Here is a 20,806-nt window from a genome sequence, read left to right on the forward strand (position 1 = left end):
TCCTTTTTTCGTTTCTGCGGGCTTCACTGAAATCCAGCACCATCCAGCGCTTTCAAATCCAGGAATTGAGTCCTTCTCAAAAGGCTTGAATCCGGGCAGCGCTGAATCGGTTCGTTGCTGGAGCGGTGATGAACATCCGGCCCCTGGCCTGTTCAGGCACTCACGATGGCGCTCTCGGATAACAGCCAGGCGCTGAATGTTTCAAGCGCCGGATAATGCTGATAGCGCGCCGCGCAGGTCAGATAGTAATTGCGACCGCTTTCCATAGGGCCAAACAGTTTTACCAGTGCCCCGGATTTGATTTCGTCTTGCACCAGAATATCGGGAACCAGCCCAATGCCGACGCCAGCGGATACCGCCTGTATAAGGTGGGCCGTGAGCTCAAAGCTTGGGCCTGTCCGCATTTTCTGGTGGTCCAGCTTGTTGAGGTCAAACCAATCGGACCAGCTATTGGGTCGAGAAACGACATTCAACAACAAATGATTGGTGACATCGTTGAGCGACATCTCAAGGCTGTCCGGCAGCGCTTTGGGGCTGGCGACAACCACCAGTTTTTCTTGTAGCAAAAGGTGCGATACGTAGCCCGGCCAGTCGCCTTTTCCTGCGTAGATGATGGCCTGCATGTCGCTCACGCTGGATGGGTTGTCGGCGTGAATGATCCTCGAGTGGACGTGCACCAGGCTCCTGGGATGACGCGCATAAAATTCATGCATTTTGGGCAGCAGCCATTTTGAACCGAAGGTCGGCAGTACCGCGAGGTTCAATGGGCCTTCTTCCTCCTTGAAGGCAATTGTCTGCAGGGTAGCGCTTCGAATTCGGCCCAGTGCGGCAGTGAGTTCATGCTGGTAAAGCGCGCCGGCAGCGGTGAGTTCGATTCTTCTTCCCTCACGTTTGAACAGCGAGACCTCAAGCTGTGATTCCAGAGCCTGCACTTGCCGGCTGACAGCGCTTTGAGTCAGGGCAAGTTCGTCTGCCGCTTTGGTAAAGCTGCAATGTCGGGCTGCTGCCTCGAAAGCGATCAGCAGGGACATCGAGGGGGTCAGTCTTCGTGGGTTCATTCATAAAGCTCATGGAAAAGCTGCAGGTTTTACGTTTGTGTGAATTGTCTTGTCCCCACAAAATCGGTGGAAAGGCCTTTGTCCTGAGCCAGGCCTCGGGCTAGGAAGCATACATAACGAGAATGCTCAGATTAGCCGTATCGCCGCTAGGAATTCCACCATGATTGCCAGGTTGCCTCCCCACGAAACTAAAAACGAACCCTGTGAGTTGTTCCTGGCTCGCCTTGAGAAAGAAGGATTCCAGGGTGAAATTGCTCGCGATCATGCTGTGAGGACAGTACTGGCAACTGACAACTCGATCTATCAGCGTCTGCCTCAAGCCGCGGTGTTCCCCAGAAATGTGCAAGATGTCGAGCTCTTGGCCCGCCTTGCGGCGCTGGCGTCGTTCAGTTCGGTGGTGCTCACGCCGCGTGGCGGCGGAACCGGAACCAATGGCCAATCGTTGACGAGCGGCGTTGTGGTGGATCTGTCGCGTCATATGCACGGCATCCTTGAGATCAACGTCGAGGAGCGCTGGGTGCGTGTGCAAAGCGGTGTGGTCAAGGACCAGCTCAATGCAGCGTTGAAACCGCACGGACTGTTTTTTGCACCGGAGTTGTCGACGTCGAATCGGGCCACGATCGGCGGGATGATAAATACCGACGCAAGCGGTCAGGGAAGCTGTACCTACGGAAAAACCCGTGACCACGTCCTGGCGCTTTCTACCATTCTGATAGGTGGGGAGCGGCTCGATAGTGCAGTCCTGGAGCGAGATTGCTGGCAGGCGCAAGCACATCGCGACGATAAGGTTGGGGCAATTTATCGATGTGCTTCGCAGATCGCCCATGATTACGCCGAACTCATCGAGCATACCTTTCCCAAGTTGAACCGTTGCTTGACGGGATATGACCTGGCGCATCTGCGTGAGCCGAATGACCGATTCAATCTGAACAGTGTCCTGTGTGGGTCCGAAGGCTCACTGGGTTTCATTGTTGAAGCCACGCTGAATGTGTTGCCCATTCCCAAGTACTCGATCCTTGTCAACGTACGTTACGCGGGCTTCATGGATGCATTGCGCGATGCCAAGGCGTTGATGCAGCTCGAGCCATTGTCCATCGAGACGGTCGACTCCAAGGTCCTCGGGCTGGCCATGAACGACATCGTCTGGCACGGAGTCGCCGAGTACTTTCCCCAAGACCCCGATGTGCCAACCCTGGGAATCAACCTGGTGGAGTTCAGCGGCGACGATGAGGAAGTGGTTCAGCTGCGTGTTCATGAGTTTGTCCGGCACCTTCAGCAGGACACCAGTGTGGTGCGATTGGGGCACACCCTTGCCATCGGTGCAGAGGCATTGAAGCGGGTTTACGCGATGCGCAAGCGTGCGGTGGGGCTGCTGGGGAATGTCAAAGGTTCCGCCAGGCCCCAGCCGTTCGTTGAAGATACTGCGGTTCCTCCCGAGAACCTGGCTGATTTCATTGCGCAATTTCGGGCGCTTTTGGATAGCCATGGTTTGGAATATGGCATGTTCGGCCACGTTGACGCCGGGGTCCTGCATGTGCGGCCGATTCTGGATATGAAAGACCCCGCCCAGGCGGCCTTGGTCCAGCCCATTTCCGATGCCGTCGCCGAGCTGACGCAAAAGCACGGTGGCTTGCTCTGGGGGGAGCATGGCAAAGGGTTGAGGTCGCAATATGTGCCGGACTACTTCGGCGAACTCTATCCGGCGCTGCAGGAACTCAAGTCGGCTTTTGACCCGTACAACCAACTCAACCCGGGGAAAATCGCCACGCCACACACGCTACCTGACGCTCGGTTGACTCGAGTTGATGAGGTCACGTTGCGTGGCGAGCTGGATCGTACGATTGATGAGCGGGTGTGGTTGCATTACGACGCCGCGGTCCATTGCAACGGCAATGGCGCCTGCTACAACTTCGACCCCGATGACGCCATGTGCCCTTCCTGGAAGGGCACTCGAAATAGAATTCACTCGCCCAAGGGGCGCGCTTCCCTGGTCCGGGAGTGGTTGCGCTTGCAGGGGCAGCAAGGTGTCGATGTGTTGGTTTCACGAGGTGCTCGCCCTTTAGCGGCCACGGTGATCAGCTTCGCCAGGCGTGCTGCCAATACGGTTGCGCACAAGATGGGCCAGAAAGACTTTTCCCATGAGGTCTACGAGGCGATGGCAGGGTGCCTCGCCTGCAAGTCCTGTGCGGGTCAGTGCCCGGTGAAAGTCAACGTGCCCGACTTTCGCTCGCGATTCCTCGAGCTATACCACAGCCGATATCTGCGCCCATTGAAGGATTACCTCATCGGTTCTCTGGAGTACACGATTCCCTACTTGGCCCGTGTGCCGCGCTTGTACAACGGGATCATCGGTTCTGGGATGGTGGGGGCGTTTCTTCGGCGCGTTGCCGGTATGGTCGACAGCCCGCTGCTGAGCTTGCTGAATTTTGATGACGTTTGCCGCCGCTGGAAGGTGCGCGTGGCGTCGCCAGCGCTTCTTGAAGGGCTGGACGAGGCGCAGCGTAAACGCAGCGTTATTCTCGTGCTGGACGCCTTCACCCGTTATTTCGAGACACCGCTGCTCGCGGACTGGATCGAGTTGATTTCCAGGCTCGGGTTTGAGGTGTACATCGCGCCGTTCGCGGCCAATGGCAAGCCGCTGCAGGTTCAGGGCTTTCTAAAGGCATTCGAACAAGCAGCGCATTTCAACGCCCGATCGCTTCGCGAACTGCATCAATATCAGATTCCGTTGGTGGGGCTTGATCCAGCGATGACCTTGGTTTACCGCCAGGAGTACGTCAAGACCCTGGGTGAGGACCAGGCCCCAGCGGTCCTGCTGCCGCAGGAATGGCTTGTGGAGGTGCTTGTGCAATCAGCGGTGAGCGCCGACGAAGGTACTTACTACTTCCTGCCGCACTGCACCGAGAAAACCAACGAGCCGGGCAGTGTGGGCCTGTGGCAGACGATCTATGCGCGAGTCGGCTTGAGGTTGCAGGTGCAAGCCAGTGGGTGTTGTGGAATGTCCGGAACCTACGGGCACGAAACACAAAATGCCGAGACGTCCGAGGTTATTTACCGACAGTCCTGGGGGCCATTGGTGGCCCGTCTTAATGGGGCAGGGCGCCTGCTGGCGGATGGGTACTCGTGTCGAAGCCAGGTCAAGCGCAAGGACGGGCAGCTTGTCCTGCACCCGCTCCAGGCGTTGCTGAGGTTCCTGCGCGACACCGCCACCCCATCTTCAGGATGCTGATTGGCGCGAGCCTGAGGCGGCTTGGCCGCCTCGCGTTTCTCCAGGTATTGATTGGAGGCCATCGGCCCAGCGAAAACCGATGTGCGCAGATCGTCGAGCGGTATCAGAACCCATAGAGCTTTGCAGGGTTATCAACCAAAATCTGCTTGATGAGCGCGTCATCGTTTTCAACCCAGTTAAACAGCATCTCCAGCAGACTGGCATCGTTGGGCATGGGTACCGGTATACAAGGATGTGGCCAGTCGCTCGCCCACAGTAAGCGGTTTGGATTCGCTTCGATCAACGCCCGAGCGTAGGGCGTTACGTCGTCGTAAGGGAAGTCCTTCGATGCTGTAAAGCGATAAGCCCCCGAAAGCTTGACCCACACACGACCTTCTTTTAACAGCCGCAGCAGGTCGGTGAATCCTGGATGTCCCAGCCCGCAACTGGTGGGCATGTGCCCCATGTGGTCGATGACGACTGCGACGGGCAGGCTGGCCACGGTCTCGTACAAGTCGGCGAACTCGGTGATATCGATCAGTAGCTGTAGGTGCCAGCCAAGTGGCGCGACTTTATCTGCCAGCGCTGCAACATCCGATACCTCAACACCGCTTTTGAAGATCAGGTTGACGCGCACGCCGCGCACCCCGAGGCGATGCATTGCCCACAAGGTTTCTGTATCGGTATCGGCATCGATCACCACAACGCCGCGGAATGCGCTGCCCGCTTCTTTCAGTGCCGCGAGCGTTGTGCTGTTGTCCGCCCCATAGACGCTGGGTTGGACGATGACCCCGCGACTTAGCCCCAGGGTTTTTTGGACGCGTTGAAATGCCTCCAGTGGAGCGGGCGGCGGCGTGTAGGAGCGGTGAGGAGAGAAGGGTTGGCCATTCTCGTCACCAAAAACGTGGAAGTGGCAGTCGCACGCGCCGTCAGGCAAGGTGCGTGGCAATGTACGAGGTTCAGGGTCCGGGCCTGCGCATTGCGGTGCGTAGGTCTCTCCCAGCGAACTCATCCGAGTGATTTCCCAACCTTGCAATCCTCGCAATCCGTTGCGTTCGGCGGAGTTGATGATTTGTTGCCAGGTGACTCGTCTGGCAAGGTCGGGATCGCCGAGCCTGATCGCTTCGAAGATCGCCTGATGCTCAGCCAGTAGCGTCTCGCCAAGGTCGCTGGAGCGAACCAGGTGGTTCTCCAGTAACGCCGCTTCGTAGACGTGGCTGCACAGAAAAATGATGAAGTTGCGAAAGTATTCATTGCCTGTGGCATCGGCAATTGCGCGCTTGAACTGCAGGCTGTGTTCCACCATGTCCTGACGGTTTTGGATACTGGTGCGCAGGGTGTCCAGTGCCGCTTCAATCTTGTTCAACTGACTGAGTGACCGGCGTCTGGCGGCCATGGCGGCCGCGGCGACTTCGAGGTCCAGGCGCAGCTCATACAGTTGACGCAGCTTGGTGCTATCGGTGAGCTCCTCTTGAGTAATCCGGAAGCTGCTTTGGTTGGCTTCGGTTGCAACAAATACCCCAAGCCCCTGGCGACTGACGACGAGGCCGGCCGAATTGAGCCGAGCGACAGCTTCACGCACTACATTTCGGCTAACGGCAAAAGCCTCTGCTAACCGGCTTTCCGTGGGGATGCGATCACCTGGGCGGAGTCGACCTTCACGTATTTCGCTTTCCAGGTGACGAAAAATTTCAACCGAGAAGTGATCGCGTCGGCCAATTGCTTTTATAGTCATTTTACTCAGTCATCAAATGTCAGTTTCAAAAGCTTGAAACGTCAAACGCCCACGTAACGAACATTGCGTGGGCGTTACTCTAACAAATGATGGCTGGCTCAGTGTAATTGCTTGCCCTTGGTTTCCGGGAGGAAGAAGGTCACCACCAGGACAAGGCAGTAGGCTCCTCCCGCGAAGATCGCGATGGCGGTGCCGAGGCTGTATTTGGCGCTTATAAAGCCTACGAGTCCGGGAAACAGAGCGCCTACCGCTCGCCCAAAGTTATAGGAGAATGCCTGGCCATTGGCCCTCACTGCTGAAGGATAAAGCTCAGTCAAAAAGGCGCCCATGCCGCTGTAGATACCTGAAGCTGCGAAGCCCAGTGGAAAGCCGAGAAACAGCATTTGAGTGTTGGTCAAGTTCAGTTGCATGTAGCAGACCACACTGATGGCCGACAGAACGGCGAAGATGATGAAGTTGGGGCGCCGCCCCAGGCGGTCAGACAGGAAGGCGCCGCAGACATAGCCAAAGAATGAACCGATGATGACCACCATCAGATAGCTACCGGTGCCAAAGACCGACAGGCCCTTTTCCAGTTTCAGATAGGCTGGCAACCACGTGGTGATTGCGTAGTAGCCACCTTGAACGCCCATGCAGAGCAGGGCGGATAGCAGCGTGGTGCGCAGGAGCGAGGGTGAGAAAATGTGCCAGAAAGGAACCGAGTTGCCTGTTTCGCTCTGGTGCTTTTTAGTCCGCAGGAATACCTCGGGCTCTGGTACATATTTACGAATGTAGAGGACCAGAAGTGCCGGAACGATGCCGATCCAAAACAGCGAACGCCAGGCAATATCTTCGGGAAGCAAGCTGAAAGACAGTGTGTAGAGCAGTGCGGCGGCGCCCCAGCCAATGGCCCATCCGCTTTGCACGATACCCACGGCTTTGCCGCGATGTTGCGCTCGAACCATTTCGCCGATCAGTACCGATCCCACGGCCCACTCACCTCCGAACCCGAGCCCCTGCAGTGCCCGAAGGACAAATAACTGTTCGAAGTTTTGCGCAAAGCCGATCAATACGGTGCAGATCGAGAACCACAGAATACTGATCTGCAGCAACCGCACACGACCGTATCGGTCTGCCAGAATGCCCGCTCCCCATCCGCCAATGGACGAGAAAAGTAACGTCACGGTACTCAGTAGCCCCACTGAACCCTTGTCAATGTGCCAAAGGGTCATCAGCGAGGCGATGACAAAGGTGAACACCATGAAATCCAGGGCGTCCAAGGCCCAGCCACCAAATGCGGAATAGAAGGTGCGTTTTTCAACGGTATTAAGTTCGCTAAACCAACTCATTATTATTCTCCGGGCAGCACCGCAGTTCTGCTTGGTTATTGTTTTTGTTATTTGAAGTCGTACAGGGCGCCAGGGTTATCAACCAGAATGCTCTGTCGTTGGCGTTCGCTGGGCGCCCATGAAAGCAAGCGATCCAGCAATGAACTTGTGTCGGGCGTACTTTCGAGTGCTACGTGAGGCCAGTCGCTGCCCCACACCATTCGTTCCGGGGCAACGGCCAGCAAGGCATGGGCGAGCGCATCTGTATCGGCATAGTCCGGACGCTGATCACTCAGGCGGTAAGCGCCCGACAACTTGACCCACCAACCGTGCTCCGCCACGTTCCTCAGCAGCAACTCAAACCCCGCTTCCTTAATGCCCAGATGGGCCGGGAAGTGCCCGAAGTGATCAATCACGACAGCGCAAGGCAACTTGGCCATCCGAGCCTCAATCTCACTTAGAAGCCGAACATCAATCAGAAACTGCATATGCCAGCCAAGGTCGGCAATTCGATGGGCAAGGTGCTCCATCAAGTCCAGATTCACTCCGCCTCGAAACAGAACGTTGATGCGAACACCACGCACACCCAAGGCATGCATATGCGCCAGTTCGTCGTCGCCAACGTGTTCGTCTACTACCGCGACCCCTCTCAGTTGGTCCTGATGACGTTGCAACACTTCGAGCATGTACCGGTTATCGGTGCCATAGACGCTCGGCTGCACCAAAACCCCTCGCTGCATCCCCATCGCCCGCAACACCTCCAGATACAGCGCCTCAGGTGCCGGAGGCGGGGTGTAGCTACGGTCGGGTACCAGTGGATAGCGTTCAAGATCGCCGGAGATTACGTGTGCATGGGTGTCGCATGCCCCGGCCGGCATTACGAAGCTCGGGGCCCGGACCTCTGCTCCAGGGGGCGCGCACAAAGGCGGCGAGTCGGTGGCGGGTCGCAAGTGAGACATGGATTTCATCCCCTCGACAGCCTTTCGCGCGTCATCACGGTTGAAAAGCGGCACTTGTTAGTTGTTGGTTGTTGGTTGTCCTACAAGTGCTGGCATGTTGAGTTTTTGCCTCTGCCTTGTCAATGCGTGCAGGCGTGGTTTTTTACACGGGGTTGGTGGGCGTTATCGGGATGCCTGGTCGAGATTGTTCAGCCCCAGCCGAACCGGCCCAGGCTGAACAGGGTATTGAGCAACGCCGGCGGGCCAAGCGGCGGCCCGCCTCAGTTCTAAAGCTCGGCCGCTGAAAAACCGTTGCGCTGGAAGAACCGGTCCAGCTCCCGGGGCAGGGGCTCCACGCCGGTGAAGATCTTCAAGTACTCGGGGATGTAGCGCATGCGCTGCGCCATCGGTTCCTGGGTGTTCATGCTGATGTAGCCGATCTGGGTCAGGTAGATCGAGCGCGCGCGGGTGACGGCGGCGTCATGGGCGAAACCGAAACGGTCGAACATCTGTGCCAGGGCCTGCACCCGCTGTGCATCGGCCTGGCGGATCTCGTGCGCCACTTCGGGGGATTGCAGGGCCCAGCTGCGCATGGCGAACTCGAACTGTGAATCGAACAGTTCGCTGTTCAGCCAGCAGTCGAAGACGTTGAGAATCGCCTCGGTGATGGATTCGGCATAGGCCTCGGACTGTGACACCAGGCTCAAGGTGTTCTTGTTCTTCCACAGATTAACCAGGGCTTCGAGCAGGGCTTCGCGGTCCTGGAAATACCAGTAGAAACTGGTGCGCGACAGGTTGAGTTTCTTGGCCAGCGGCATCACCCGCACCGCATCCACTCCCGATTCCTTGAGGCTCTCATAGGCCGCGTTGAGCCAGCTTTCCAGAGAGCCGCGGCCGGCAGCTTCCACATTGTTGCTGGTTGCTTTCATGGGGCATTTTTTCCTTGTCCGTTTAACCTTGACGGGGCGAATGTACACCACTGTCAGCATCATTGACACTTGTGTACATTGAGGTCTATCGTCTGCCTTGCCTGATGACCAGTATGCGAGACCGATATGAATAACGATCCGCTTCTTCAGCCCTATCGCCTCAAGCACCTGACACTTCGCAACCGCATTATCACCACCTCCCACGAGCCGGCGTACCCCGAAGAGGGCATGCCGAAGAAATTGTACCGGGCCTACCACGTCGAGCGTGCCAAGGCCGGCGTGGCCATGACCATGACTGCAGGCTCGGCGGCGATCTCCCGCGATAGCCCTCCGGTGTTCAACAACATCCTGGCGTACAAGGACGAAGTGGTCGGCTGGATGAAGGACCTCACCGACGAATGCCATGAGCATGGCGCGGCGGTGATGATCCAGCTCACCCACCTGGGGCGCCGCACCCGCTGGGACAAGGGCGATTGGCTGCCGGTGGTGTCGCCTTCGCACAATCAGGAGCCGGCACACCGAGCCTTTCCCAAGAAGCTGGAAATCTGGGATATCGAACGCATCATCCGCGATTACGCCGACGCCGCCGAACGCATGCAGGCCGCCGGCCTGGATGGTATCGAACTGCAGGCCTACGGCCACCTGATGGACCAGTTCTGGTCGCCATTGACCAACGAGCTGGAGGGCGCCTACGGCGGTTCATTGCACAACCGCCTGCGGTTTACCTTCGAGGTGCTGAGTGCGATTCGCCAGCGGGTGGGCCCGGAGTTTATCGTCGGCATCCGCTACACCGGCGATGAGGTGCTGGCCGGCGGCCTTGAGAAAGAGGAGGGGCTGCACATCTCGCAGCTGTTGAAAGACAGCGGCATGGTCGATTTTCTCAACGTGATTCGCGGCAATATCGCCACCGATGCCGGGTTGACCGACATCATCCCGATCCAGGGCATGCGCAATGCACCGCACCTGGACTTTGCCGGGGAGATTCGTGCCCTGACCGGTTTCCCCACCTTCCATGCGGCGAAGATCCCCGATGTCGCCACCGCCCGCCACGCTATTGCCTCGGGCCTGGTGGACATGGTGGGCATGACCCGTGCGCACATGACCGACCCGCACATCGTGCGCAAGATCATCGAGAACCGTGAAGATGAAATCCGCCCCTGTGTCGGCGCCAATTATTGCCTGGACCGGATCTACAACGCCGGCGCCGCCTACTGCATTCACAATGCCGCCACTGGCCGCGAAACCAGCATGCCCCACGAGGTGCCCAAGGCCGCGCACCCGCGCAAGGTCCTGATCATCGGCGCCGGCCCCGGTGGCCTGGAGGCGGCGCGGGTCGCCGGCGAGCGCGGGCATGAAGTGCTGGTGCTGGAAGTGGCCGACCAGCCCGGCGGGCAGGTGCGCCTGACCGCGCAGTCCGAGCGGCGCAAGGAGATGATCAGCATCATCGATTGGCGCATGGCGCAGTGCGAGCGCCTGGGGGTGAAGTTTCGTTTCAACACCTGGGCCGATGCGGCGATGGTCCTCGATGAAAACCCCGACGTGGTGATCGTCGCCACCGGCGGCTTGCCCCATACCGAAGTCCTGCACAGCGGCAACCAGTGGCTGGTGTCGAGCTGGGACATCATCTCCGGCGACGTGAAGCCTGGGCGCAATGTGCTGGTGTACGACGATGCCGGCGATCACGCAGGTTTGCAGGCTGCCGAGTTCATCGCCCGCAGCGGCGCCAGGACCGAGATCATGACCCCCGACCGCTCGTTCGCGCCGGAGGTGATGGGCATGAACCTGGTGCCTTACATGCGCTCGCTGCAGCAGTTGGACACCACCTTTACCGTCACTTACCGGCTCAAGGCCGTGGAGCGCCAGGGCGAGCAGTTGCTGGCGACCATCGGCACCGACTACAGCGACCTGGAGAAAACCCGACAGGTGGACCAGATCGTGGTCAACCACGGCACCCGGCCCCTGGACGAGCTGTATTTCGAACTGCAGCCCATGGCCACCAACGAAGGCGCCGTGGAGTACAAGGACCTGATTGCCGGCACCGCGCAAAACCTGGTGACCAACCCTCAGGGGCGTTTCCAGTTGTTCCGGATCGGCGATGCGGTGTCATCGCGCAATACCCACGCGGCCATTTACGACGCACTGCGCCTGGTCAAGGACCTCTAGCCACTGCTTGCGCCCTGTTTTGCACAATAAGAAAGACAGCCGTCATCCGTTTCCCTAGCGTCAAGTCACTGCCCCGAACGTTGGTCTGACTGGTTTTGATAAACCTCAAACTCTTCCCAGCGGAGGTTGTTGCATGCACACGGATACCGATTTCACCGAGCTGCTCAATGTCGTTCCCCCAAGCCCTCTGCACTATCGCAGTGATGCCAGCGTCACCGGCCATGCCCTGGCCCCGGTGGACCACGGCCTGCTGGCGGCCTATGCCGCGATCGACCGGCCGGCGCTGCGCCAGTACCGCCTGGAGCGCATTCGCCAGCAACTGCGCAAGCAGGATTACGCCGGCGTGCTGCTGGCCGACCCGATCAATATCCGCTACGCCACCGATACCAATAACCTCGGCCTGTGGGTGATGCATTCCCCTAGCCGTTACGTATTCGTGGCCACCGATGGCCCGGTGGTGCTGTTCGAGTTCGACAGCAGCCGGCACAACAGTGAGCACATCGAGACCATCGATGAAATTCGCCCGGCGATCCCCTGGCTGTATTTCCTGGCCGGCCCACGGGTCGAGGAGAAGGCCGAACGCTGGGCCCTGGAGGTGGCCGACCTGCTGACCCGGCATGGCGCCGGCAATCGTCGCTTGGCAGTGGACCGCTGCGACCCCTGGGGCGCGGAAAAGCTCAAGGCCAGGGGCATCCAGCTGTTCGATGCCCAGCCGCTGATGGAGCAGGCGCGGCTGATCAAGTCGGTGCAGGAGATTGCCAGCCACCGGGTGTCGATGGATGTGTGTGACCTGGCGATTGCCCGCATGCGCGCCAGCCTGGTGCCGGGCATCACCGAAAACCAGCTGTGGAGCATCATGCACGGGACCAACGTGGCCCAGGGCGGGGAGTGGGCCGAGAGCCGCTTGCTGAACTCCGGGCCGCGCACCAACCCCTGGTTCCAGGACGCCTCGGACAAGCTCATCGCGGCCGGGGAGATGGTCTGTTTCGACACCGACATGGTGGGCCCGGGCGGTTATCTCTCGGACATCTCCCGCAGCTTCATCTGCCCCGGCAAGGCGCCGACGGCGGCCCAGCGCGACCTGCTGGACATCGCCTCGCAGCAAATCAGTTTCAATCTCGACCTGCTGCGCCCGGGGCTGTCGTTTCGCGAGTTCGCCGAGGGCTGCTGGCCGGTGCCCAGGCAGTTCGAGCACAACCGCTACATGATGATGCTGCACGGTGTGGGCCTGGTCGATGAGTACCCCAGCGTGGCCTACGCGGTGGACTTTGCCGAGTGGGGCTATGACGGCCACTTCGAGGAAAACATGGTGCTCTCGGTGGAGAGCTACATCGGCGAGCGGGGCGGCCATGAAGGCGTGAAGCTCGAAGAGCAGGTGCTGATTACCGCTGCTGGAGCGGTCAAGCTTTCCCGTACCCCGTTAGTCGACGGCGATCGATAGCAGTGGTTGTTGCCTGATTCTTGCAGGCACGGCGTCTACCCTGTCCGGAGAAAAACAATGAGCAGCATGACCGTGATCGAAAACGCCAGCCCCCTGGCACCGCCCCCGGTACCCAGCGCCGAACCTTTCCTGCGACTGGAGGCGATCCATAAGCAATTCGGGCCTTACCCCGTATTGCACGACGTGTGTTTCGAGATGGCCAAGGGTGAGGTGGTGGCGATCATCGGCCCCAGCGGCTCGGGTAAAAGCACCTTGCTGCGTTGCATCAACCAACTGGAGCCCGCGACCCGGGGGCGGGTCAGCATGGGCGGGGTGGCTATCGAAGCCGGGCACCCGCTGCCCCGGAGCGAGCTGCTCAATCTGCGCCGGCGCATCGGCATGGTGTTCCAGTCGTTCAACCTGTTTCCGCACCTTACGGTGCTGCGCAACGTCAGCCTGGCGCAGGTCCGCACCCTCGGCCGCAGCGCCGAGGAAGCTGACGCCCGCTCTTTGCAGTTGCTGGACCGGGTAGGGCTCGCGGACAAGGCCAACGCCTATCCGGCGCGTTGCTCCGGCGGCCAGCAGCAACGCATCGCCATCGCCCGGGCCCTGGCACTGGATCCGGAGCTGATGCTGTTCGATGAGCCGACCTCGGCCCTGGACCCCGAGCTGGGCCTGGAAGTGCTGGCAGTGATGAAGGAGCTGGCGCGCGAGGGCATGTCGATGCTGGTGGTGACCCACGAGATGCACTTTGCCGAGACGGTGTCCGACCGGGTGGTGGTGATGGCCGAAGGGCGGATCATCGAGCAGGGGCCCAGTGCCCAGGTGATGCGCGAGCCGCAGCACGCGCGGGTGGCGCAGTTTCTCCAGGCCGTGAGGAATCGCTGATGGCGGATATTCTGCTGGTCCTGTTGCGCGGCGTGCCCTGGACCCTGAGCGTGACCCTGGGCGCTTTCTGCATCGGCGTGGTGCTGGGCTTTCCACTCTGTGCCCTGCGTCTGTCGAACCTGAAGCTGTGTCGCTGGCTGGCGGCGATGCTGGTGCTGACCCTGCGTTCGATACCGCCCATCGTCTGGCTGTTCTTCATCTTCTTCGGCATCGGAGGCGGCTACATCGCCTTGTCGCCGTTCGCTGCCGCGGTGCTGGGCCTGGGGCTGATCACCGCGGCGCATATGTCGGAGGTATATCGCGGTGCCTTTGCGGCGATCCCCCAGGGGCAGTACGAGGCGGCGCAGGTGCTCAATCTGTCGGCGCCCCAGCGCTTTTTCGATGTGATGCTGCCGCAACTGGTGCGCATCGCCATTCCCACCTCGGCCACCTATGCCATTGGCTTGCTCAAGGACTCGGCCGTGGCCTCGACCATCGGTGTCGGTGACGTCAGCTTCCAGGCGTACCAGATGTCCCAGCAAACCTTTCAAGGGCTGGAGGTGTACAGCGTGGCGGCGCTGGTCTACCTGATTCTCAGCGTACCGGTGGCGCTGTTCTCGCGCTGGCTGTCGGCCACCCTGAAGCAGAGGGTTGCCCGATGAACGAGATCCTGACGATGTGGCTGGCCTGGTTTCCCGAGCTGTGGAAGGGCTTTGTGCTGTCAATTCAGGTCACCGCCGCCAGCCTGGCACTGGGGGTGGTCCTTGGGTTGTTGCTGGCGCTGGGTGTGTCGGCGCCCCGCCGGGCAGTGCGCTACCCCTCGTTGCTGATTGTCGAGCTGGGGCGTGGCGCGCCGGCGTTGATCCTGTTGCAGTACTTCTATTTCGGCCTGCCTTCGGCGGGCCTGACCCTGAGTTCTTTCTGGGCGGCAGCCCTGGCGCTGGCCTACTGCACTGCGGCCTACACCAGCGAGATCATCCGTGGCGGCATCGAGGCGGTGGCCCAGGGGCAGAACGAGGCGGCCGAGGTGATCGGCCTGAACCGCTTCGATGCACTGCGCTTCATCATCTTGCCCCAGGCGTTGCGGGTGGCTCTGCCGTCGTTGCTGGGGTTCTCGATCATGATGTTCCAGGCCGCGTCGTTGTGTTTCACCATCGCGCTCCCGGAGATCGTCAGCCGCGCCTCGGCCATCGGTTCATCCACCTTCGAGTACATGCCGGTGCTGACCCTGGCCGGCCTGATGTATGCCGCTGTGTGTGCGCCCGCGACCCTGGGTGTGGCGGCGCTGGAGAAAAAACTGGCCCCCAGCCAGCACGCATGACCTGCTCGAGCCGTCTTTCGGCTGCCATTCTCTTAATGCAACCCATGCACAGGTGAAGCCATGATCCGTTCATTCAAACGCATTGTTCGTTGGGCGTTCCTTTGTTCCTCCCTGGTGGGAGGTTCGGTGCTGCTCGGTGCCCCCCAGGCTCTGGCCGACTGCAAGCCGGCCCACTCGTTTGAAACCCTGACTCCTGGGGTGTTGAGCGTCGCGGCCTGGGTCTTCCCGCCGTACTCGATTCCCGGGCCGGGCAACCAGTTGAGCGGGGTCGATGGTGAAATCATCAAGCGCATCGCTGCCAGGGAGTGCCTGGATATCAAGCTGACAGTGGTGGACCCGGCGGCGGTGGTCCAGTCGGTGATCGCACGGCGGGCCGACGTCGGCATCGGCGACTGGTACCGTACCGCCGAGCGCAGCAAGGTCCTGGGTCTGACCGCGCCGCTGTACCTGGACGTGATGGGGATCATTTCCAGCGAGGGCTATTCGAAAATTTCCGAGCTCGAAGGCCAGCGCATCGGCACGGTGCAGGGTTACCTGTGGGTCGACGACTTGAAAAAGGCCTTTGGCGACAATCTGGTGCTCTACCCCAACCCGGTGGCCATGGCCCAGGACCTGGCGGCCAAGCGGATTGCGCTGGGCATCGACAGCTTTGCGGTGGGTGTGGCTTCGCAGCAGAAGGGTGCCTACCGGGGCATGAGCATCAAGGTCTCGGAGCCCGACCCGCGGGTTAAGGCTACCCTGGAGCCGGGGCAGACCAGTTTTCCCCACACCAAGGCCAATACGGCGCTGAGTGAGGCGCTCAATGAAAACATCCAGGCCTTGCATGCTTCTGGCGAAATTGCCGAGATACTCGGCTCGTTCGGCCTGGATAAACAAGCCGCCAACGTGGGGGCGCCACGCCTGGTGGAATGACCCGCAGCCCCGGGCCCGGTGGTCAGGGCGGTTGTGCAGCAGCGTCAGGGAGCAATCGATGCAAGAGAGTGCAGCGTTCAAGTGTCTGTCGCTGGCAGAGGCCAGGGATTTTGCCCAGCGCTGCTGCCTGCAGGCGGGCAGCAGCCAGGAAGTGGCCCAGGCTCTGGCCGAGGCCACGGTATCGGCCCAGGGTCATGGCCTGGCCAGTGTGGGTTTCGAGCATCTGGCCGATTACCTGCACGGGTTTGCCAGCGGGCGCATAGCGGGCTTGGCCAAGCCACTGATCACCCAGGTAGCCCCGGCGATGATCCGTTGCGATGCGCGCGCGGGCATTGCGCAACTGGGGTTCGATCAGGCCTTTGGCGCTGTGTGTGACAGCACCCGGCAGTTGGGAATCAGCCTGTTTGCCCTGCACAACGGGTTTACCTGTGGCGAGCTGGGCTACTACACCCGGCGCCTGGCCGCCGAAGGCCTGGTGGCATTGGCGTTTTGCAACGGCCCGGCGCTGTTGACCGTGGCCGGCCAGCGCCAGCCGATTTATTCCACCAACCCCCTGGCCTTCGCCGCTCCCTGCGGCGACGGGCGCCTGCTGCTGATCGACCAGGCCAGCAGCGCCACGGCCTTCGTCAACCTCCTCAAGGCGGCCGAGGCCGGGGAGGCGATCCCCGAAGGCTGGGCAGTGGATGCCCAGGGCGCAGCCACCCTGAGTGCCCGGGAGGCCATGCACGGTGCCTTGCTGGCGTTCGGCGGCAGTCGCGGGGCCAACATCGCCTTGCTGGTCGAAGTGCTCGCCGGCGGTGTCGCCCGGGGCAACTGGTCGCTGGATGCGCCCGATTTTCGAAGCGGCGCACAATCGCCGGGATCGGGCCTGCTGGTGATCGCCATCGCCCCGCACCTGCTCGACGAGCAGTTCGAGGCTCGACTGGCGCGGCAGATGCAGCGCCTGGCCACCCTGGGGGTTCACCCTCCGGGGCAGGCCAAGCAGCAGGCCTGGGCCCGGGCGCAAATAGAAGGAATCAGCTTGCCTATGGCGCTGTATCAGCAGCTGGCGGCGCGCTTCTAGGGGGGAGCGAGTTCTGCCGTCAGAGCCCCAATCGTTGCAGCGATGCCAGGGAGCGGCTTACCTGGCGGATGACATGGGTGGCCAGAAGCGATTGCGCGGGGCATCACAACCGGCGCAGCCGGTGTTTGAATAATCCCCGGAATAATGCTGTGATTGCGCCCGTCACGCCCCCCGGCGGCCCTGCTTTTTTCAGAGACACTGCGAAATGGATAGCCAAGAAACGACAGCCAGGATGTCGCAGTTGCCTTCCGGCGATGACCTGTTCACGCGCCTGCAAGGGATTGCTGCCCAGACCGCACTGGTGTTGGAAACCAACAATCTGCGCGGCGGCAAGAATGCAGGCGAAGCCTTGAGCAGCCTCCAGCGGCTGATTGCCCGGCTGGCCCTGCAAAGTCTGGCGCCCCAGGCTTTTGCCCAATGGATCATCACCCATGACGGCCTCGACCTTGAGGCGCGCCAGGCGCTGTGCAGCCTGGCCGGCTGTGCGCTGGAGTTCATTGAGATCGATGCCGGCACCGGTTACTACGATGCCAAGAATGTCGGTTTCGATGGCGTCGACCAGGTGCGCTGCCAGTACGTGGTATTCGCCGATGCCGACTGCCTGCCCGATGCCCATTGGCTGGAAGAATTGCTGCTGCCCTTTGTGCAACCCGAGGCGCCCGTGGCGGTGGCCGGGCGCACCAGCTACGCGCCGAGCGTCGCCGGCAGTGCGCTGACCGCCATCGACTTCATGTATTTCCCCAGCCCCTTGCGCCACGGCGCCACGCGTAACTTCTACGCCAACAACGTGGCTTTTCGCTGTGCCACCTTCGAGCAGTATCGCTACGAGCCCCTGGATGGCATCTATCGTGCCCATTGCCAGGTCATGGGCCTGCGCCTGCAAGCGGCGGGGGTGGCGGTGGCCTATGCGCCGGCGGCGCATACCGAGCACCGGCTGCCCGACAGCCAGGGCGAGGTGTTCAAGTTGCGCTGGCTCAGGGGCGGCGACAGCGTCGGCCTGACCCCGTACCTGGTGCGCGCCTACATGCCGGGCTGGCTGCAATGGCTCGGGCGCAGTGGGCCGCTGGGGCCTTTGTGCGTGATGGTCGGGCGCCTGGGCTACAGCCTGCGGGCCCTCAACCACCAGGACCTGCCGCCCCTGCACGGAGCCCGGCGCCTGGGGGCCATGGCCATGGTCACTGCCATCTCGTTGCTCGACACTGCCGGCGCCGTGGTGCGTGGCTGCGGGCTGTCCATCGGCCGCTCCAGTGCCCGGCACAGTGAAGCGTTGTCCTACCACCGCAACCTGGATTGATCCGCGTCGCGCCGTATCGTCGCACGCCGTTCGCGTGCCCAGAGGAAGTCCCCATGCAGAACCCTTCTCTTGCCTCATTCGGCCGTTCCCTGGCGTGCCTGGCCTTGCTGGCACTCGGTGGCCAGACCCAGGCCGCTCCCAGCGAGTTCGCCGGTCGCGGGGTGTACCACTTCGCTTCGGACAGTGGCTGCGCCACGTTCGCCTCCAGCAACCTCGACTGCAACCGCATCGCCCTGGACGTGAGTGATGCGCGGGCCAGTGTCGACCGGCAAACCCATGCCATCGTCATCGACGCCGACAGCAACCACGACAGCAAGACCGTGATCGGCGACATTCTGCTGCACGGCAGCGGCATCGCCAGCGACGGCCAGCGTGTACCCCTGAGCCTGCAGGTGCTGCTGCGCCGTTCGGGCAAGGTGTGGAAATCCGATACCTATGTGCACGCACCGGTGCGTGGCAAGTTCCGTGACATCAGCCTCGATCCCTATCAGATCAGCGTCCGTGAAGGCACCCGTGAGCGCGTGCTGTTCAGCCCCGAACAGGCGCGCAACGTATTGGCCCAGCCGTCGATCGCGGCGCGCCTGGCCAGTTATTTCGTGGTGGTGCGCCCCAGCGATGCGCAGCACCCGACAGCGGGCGACATCACCATCGGCCTGGGCGTCGGCCGAGTGTCGAAGTCGCTGATGCGTGCCAGCTTCAGTGCCAGGCAGCCGGGCAGCGAAACGCTGGAGCAGGTGCTGCAGCAGGGCACCTGGAACCTCGACCTGCAGGCCCTGAGCGGGCAGATCCCGCTGTGGGTGGTACAGCGCCAGCTGTTTGTCTTTGCGCTGGAGGACAGCCCGTTGCTCAGGGAGGTGCGTCAGCGGGGCTTGAACAAGGGCGACAGCCTGGAGCTGGGTGCGGTCAACGGCCAGGGTTACCTGCGCTACAACGGCCAGGAGGAGAGCTTTCCCGGCGCTGCGGCCAGCGGCATGGCCTTCATGCGTGACAGCTTTATCGGCCTGATCCTGGCCTGGCAGCGCCATTCGCACGGGGCCAGGACGGCCACCGCCAGCGCCGCGCAGCCCGTGCAATGAGTGCGGGGCCAGCGGTTGCCGGCGAGGCCAACTTCGACTGCCTGAGCATGCCCCGGCCCCAGGGACTTGGGGCGCTGCAGGCGAGGCTGGTGGACCGTATCAAGCGCGCCGCCTTGTTGCGCCTGCACCGCAGCCCGCGAGGCGAACGCCTGCTGTTGCGCATGTACCTGGCCGGTGAAGACGCCACCGAGCGTGCGTTGCTCGATGAGTTGTTGCCGCAGTCGCCACCCTGGCTCGAACGGCAGGTAGCACAGCACCTGGCCGATGAGCAGCGCCACGTGACCCTGTTTGCCGAGGCCCTGCGCGAGCGGGGCGACGACGCTCAAGCCCGCCTGGAGCCGGACTGGCTGAGCCGGCGCAAGATCCAGCGCTGGCAGCGCCTGGCCCGTCGTTATGCGGGGCATTTCGAACAGGGCCTGCTGGTGCCGGCCTACGCCACCGGGCTGTGTGCCGAGCAGATGGCCGAGCGGGTATTGACCCGCCATTGTGCGGTGCTGGATGCCGGGCATGGCTTGTATCCGTTGCTGGCGCGGGTGCTGGCCGACGAGAAAGCCCACGTGCGCTTGTGCGAGAACACCCTGCGGCGCATCGTGGCGCCCCATGAGGCGGGCCATCTGGCGCGCCTGCTCAAGGACATTCGCCGCGTCGATGCGAGCTTTGGCGTGACCGGTGCCCTGGCGATGTATGGTGCCGGCTGGCTGCTCGGTGGCCGGGGCCGAGTGGGGCGATGAGTGCACGGATTCTTTACCTGGCGACCGCCGATGCCCGCGGGCACCTGATGCGTGCCCAACTGCTGGTACATGCCTTGCGTGCGGCCGGGGCCGAGGTCGAGGTGCTGACCACCTCGCAGCAGGGGCAGGACTTCCTGCAGCGCTTCGGCATTGCGGCGCAGATTCTCTCGCTGCATTACGCGGTGCAGTTCGACAGCCAGCAGAACATGCTGCGCCAGGCCACCAACCGCAATGTCGCCCACTACCTGTTTCGCCCCGGGCGTATGCTGCGGGACATCCTCCAACTGCGGCGCCGGCTGCGCGGCGTGGACCTGGTGATCAACGATTCCTTCCACCCGGCGCTGCTCTACATGGGCATGCTCCCGGGCTGGCGGCGCCAGGTGGTGCACGTGTACGGGGCCAGCCTCAAGGTGGCGCTGCTGAACAACTTTGCCGGCATGTGGCCGCGCCAGTTCGGGCGCCTGTTCGGCTGGATTGTCGGGCGCCAGATCGATACGGCGCGGGCGCGCATCGAGCACGATTTCGCCTATGAAGTCGACGATACCCAGGCCCCGGCACTGTATCGCCTGCCGACCCCGGTGGCCCTGGCCGAAGCCTTGCCGGAACAGGCCGCCGTGGGCGCCGCGGTGTACCTCAACCCGCATTTTCGTGAGCCCGACCTGGCCGATGCCTTGAGCCGTGGCCTGGAGGATGCGGGCCTGGACGCTCACCGCGTGGGCGAGGGTTATGCCGGGCGCAGCGGCTGGCTGCAGGTCGATCCGCTCTGGGCCAGCCGCGCTGCCCG

At 61.8% G+C, this 20,806-nt stretch carries 17 protein-coding genes; 12 read left to right on the plus strand and 5 right to left on the minus strand.

What is annotated here, in order from left to right; genetic code table 11:
• Nucleotides 1–152: 152 nt before the first annotated feature.
• The gene (locus tag F6S12_RS15395) at nucleotides 153–1,058 is read right to left on the minus strand and encodes a LysR substrate-binding domain-containing protein (RefSeq protein WP_015636008.1); all 906 of its coding nucleotides are present in this window, start codon (nucleotides 1,056–1,058) and stop codon (nucleotides 153–155) included.
• 160 nt (nucleotides 1,059–1,218) lie between these two features.
• Between F6S12_RS15395 and F6S12_RS15400 the strand changes: the two genes are divergently transcribed.
• Nucleotides 1,219–4,287: an FAD-binding and (Fe-S)-binding domain-containing protein gene (locus F6S12_RS15400; protein WP_161467005.1), complete on the plus strand. Its 3,069-nt coding sequence runs from the start codon at nucleotides 1,219–1,221 to the stop codon at nucleotides 4,285–4,287.
• Between the two features lie 103 nt (nucleotides 4,288–4,390).
• On the opposite strand, the gene F6S12_RS15405 is transcribed toward F6S12_RS15400, so the two are convergent.
• From F6S12_RS15405 to F6S12_RS15420, 4 genes are all read right to left on the minus strand, one after another.
• A complete protein-coding gene (locus tag F6S12_RS15405) occupies nucleotides 4,391–6,001 on the minus strand; it encodes an amidohydrolase family protein (protein WP_152686273.1) in 1,611 nt (536 codons plus the stop codon).
• A 98-nt stretch (nucleotides 6,002–6,099) separates the two neighbouring features.
• On the minus strand, nucleotides 6,100–7,329 hold the full coding sequence (locus F6S12_RS15410) for an MFS transporter (protein ID WP_011061835.1): 1,230 nt from the start codon (nucleotides 7,327–7,329) through the stop codon (nucleotides 6,100–6,102).
• A 47-nt stretch (nucleotides 7,330–7,376) separates the two neighbouring features.
• Complete coding sequence (locus tag F6S12_RS15415; protein WP_225368690.1) at nucleotides 7,377–8,186, minus strand: amidohydrolase family protein; 810 nt, start codon at nucleotides 8,184–8,186, stop codon at nucleotides 7,377–7,379.
• 347 nt (nucleotides 8,187–8,533) lie between these two features.
• Nucleotides 8,534–9,175 (minus strand): TetR/AcrR family transcriptional regulator, encoded by a 642-nt coding sequence (locus F6S12_RS15420; RefSeq protein ID WP_011061833.1) that lies wholly within the window; start codon nucleotides 9,173–9,175, stop codon nucleotides 8,534–8,536.
• A 126-nt stretch (nucleotides 9,176–9,301) separates the two neighbouring features.
• Between F6S12_RS15420 and F6S12_RS15425 the strand changes: the two genes are divergently transcribed.
• The 11 genes from F6S12_RS15425 to F6S12_RS15475 form a co-directional block, all read left to right on the plus strand.
• Nucleotides 9,302–11,338 carry an NADH:flavin oxidoreductase gene (locus F6S12_RS15425; protein WP_258717777.1) on the plus strand — a complete coding sequence of 679 codons (2,037 nt, stop codon included), beginning with the start codon at nucleotides 9,302–9,304 and terminating at the stop codon, nucleotides 11,336–11,338.
• A 133-nt stretch (nucleotides 11,339–11,471) separates the two neighbouring features.
• Complete coding sequence (locus tag F6S12_RS15430) at nucleotides 11,472–12,779, plus strand: M24 family metallopeptidase (protein WP_011061831.1); 1,308 nt, start codon at nucleotides 11,472–11,474, stop codon at nucleotides 12,777–12,779.
• 57 nt (nucleotides 12,780–12,836) lie between these two features.
• On the plus strand, nucleotides 12,837–13,646 hold the full coding sequence (locus F6S12_RS15435; protein WP_125063049.1) for an amino acid ABC transporter ATP-binding protein: 810 nt from the start codon (nucleotides 12,837–12,839) through the stop codon (nucleotides 13,644–13,646).
• On the plus strand, nucleotides 13,646–14,287 hold the full coding sequence (locus F6S12_RS15440; protein ID WP_065364292.1) for an amino acid ABC transporter permease: 642 nt from the start codon (nucleotides 13,646–13,648) through the stop codon (nucleotides 14,285–14,287). The genes F6S12_RS15435 and F6S12_RS15440 overlap by 1 nt, the downstream gene beginning before the upstream one ends.
• Nucleotides 14,284–14,946: an amino acid ABC transporter permease gene (locus tag F6S12_RS15445; protein ID WP_015636003.1), complete on the plus strand. Its 663-nt coding sequence runs from the start codon at nucleotides 14,284–14,286 to the stop codon at nucleotides 14,944–14,946. Before F6S12_RS15440 ends, F6S12_RS15445 begins: the two co-directional genes overlap by 4 nt.
• 60 nt (nucleotides 14,947–15,006) lie before the next feature.
• Nucleotides 15,007–15,858 carry a substrate-binding periplasmic protein gene (locus tag F6S12_RS15450; RefSeq protein WP_103407363.1) on the plus strand — a complete coding sequence of 284 codons (852 nt, stop codon included), beginning with the start codon at nucleotides 15,007–15,009 and terminating at the stop codon, nucleotides 15,856–15,858.
• 58 nt (nucleotides 15,859–15,916) lie between these two features.
• Nucleotides 15,917–16,921, plus strand: coding sequence for an Ldh family oxidoreductase (locus tag F6S12_RS15455; protein ID WP_072441391.1), 1,005 nt, complete (start codon nucleotides 15,917–15,919; stop codon nucleotides 16,919–16,921).
• A gap of 232 nt (nucleotides 16,922–17,153) precedes the next feature.
• Nucleotides 17,154–18,215: a glycosyltransferase family 2 protein gene (locus F6S12_RS15460; RefSeq protein WP_315869051.1), complete on the plus strand. Its 1,062-nt coding sequence runs from the start codon at nucleotides 17,154–17,156 to the stop codon at nucleotides 18,213–18,215.
• 53 nt (nucleotides 18,216–18,268) lie between these two features.
• Nucleotides 18,269–19,291, plus strand: coding sequence for a hypothetical protein (locus F6S12_RS15465; RefSeq protein WP_183001450.1), 1,023 nt, complete (start codon nucleotides 18,269–18,271; stop codon nucleotides 19,289–19,291).
• On the plus strand, nucleotides 19,288–20,022 hold the full coding sequence (locus F6S12_RS15470) for a diiron oxygenase (protein WP_145711814.1): 735 nt from the start codon (nucleotides 19,288–19,290) through the stop codon (nucleotides 20,020–20,022). Before F6S12_RS15465 ends, F6S12_RS15470 begins: the two co-directional genes overlap by 4 nt.
• On the plus strand, nucleotides 20,019–20,806 hold a 788-nt coding region (locus tag F6S12_RS15475), incomplete at its 3' end, for a hypothetical protein (protein WP_315869052.1). The genes F6S12_RS15470 and F6S12_RS15475, both read left to right, overlap by 4 nt.

It is taken from the genome of Pseudomonas sp. JV245A (assembly GCF_032424515.1).
GTDB lineage: Bacteria > Pseudomonadota > Gammaproteobacteria > Pseudomonadales > Pseudomonadaceae > Aquipseudomonas > Aquipseudomonas protegens.

Coding starts and splice junctions, on each gene's coding strand:
- F6S12_RS15420 (WP_011061833.1), bottom strand. CDS start 9,175: ATGAAAGCAACCAGCAACAATGTGGAAGCTGCCGGCCGCGGCTCTCTG.
- F6S12_RS15460 (WP_315869051.1), top strand. CDS start 17,154: ATGTCGCAGTTGCCTTCCGGCGATGACCTGTTCACGCGCCTGCAAGGG.
- F6S12_RS15445 (WP_015636003.1), top strand. CDS start 14,284: ATGAACGAGATCCTGACGATGTGGCTGGCCTGGTTTCCCGAGCTGTGG.
- F6S12_RS15410 (WP_011061835.1), bottom strand. CDS start 7,329: ATGAGTTGGTTTAGCGAACTTAATACCGTTGAAAAACGCACCTTCTAT.
- F6S12_RS15425 (WP_258717777.1), top strand. CDS start 9,302: ATGAATAACGATCCGCTTCTTCAGCCCTATCGCCTCAAGCACCTGACA.
- F6S12_RS15430 (WP_011061831.1), top strand. CDS start 11,472: ATGCACACGGATACCGATTTCACCGAGCTGCTCAATGTCGTTCCCCCA.
- F6S12_RS15400 (WP_161467005.1), top strand. CDS start 1,219: ATGATTGCCAGGTTGCCTCCCCACGAAACTAAAAACGAACCCTGTGAG.
- F6S12_RS15415 (WP_225368690.1), bottom strand. CDS start 8,186: ATGCCGGCCGGGGCATGCGACACCCATGCACACGTAATCTCCGGCGAT.
- F6S12_RS15455 (WP_072441391.1), top strand. CDS start 15,917: ATGCAAGAGAGTGCAGCGTTCAAGTGTCTGTCGCTGGCAGAGGCCAGG.
- F6S12_RS15470 (WP_145711814.1), top strand. CDS start 19,288: ATGAGTGCGGGGCCAGCGGTTGCCGGCGAGGCCAACTTCGACTGCCTG.
- F6S12_RS15450 (WP_103407363.1), top strand. CDS start 15,007: ATGATCCGTTCATTCAAACGCATTGTTCGTTGGGCGTTCCTTTGTTCC.
- F6S12_RS15405 (WP_152686273.1), bottom strand. CDS start 6,001: ATGACTATAAAAGCAATTGGCCGACGCGATCACTTCTCGGTTGAAATT.
- F6S12_RS15440 (WP_065364292.1), top strand. CDS start 13,646: ATGGCGGATATTCTGCTGGTCCTGTTGCGCGGCGTGCCCTGGACCCTG.
- F6S12_RS15395 (WP_015636008.1), bottom strand. CDS start 1,058: ATGAACCCACGAAGACTGACCCCCTCGATGTCCCTGCTGATCGCTTTC.
- F6S12_RS15435 (WP_125063049.1), top strand. CDS start 12,837: ATGAGCAGCATGACCGTGATCGAAAACGCCAGCCCCCTGGCACCGCCC.
- F6S12_RS15465 (WP_183001450.1), top strand. CDS start 18,269: ATGCAGAACCCTTCTCTTGCCTCATTCGGCCGTTCCCTGGCGTGCCTG.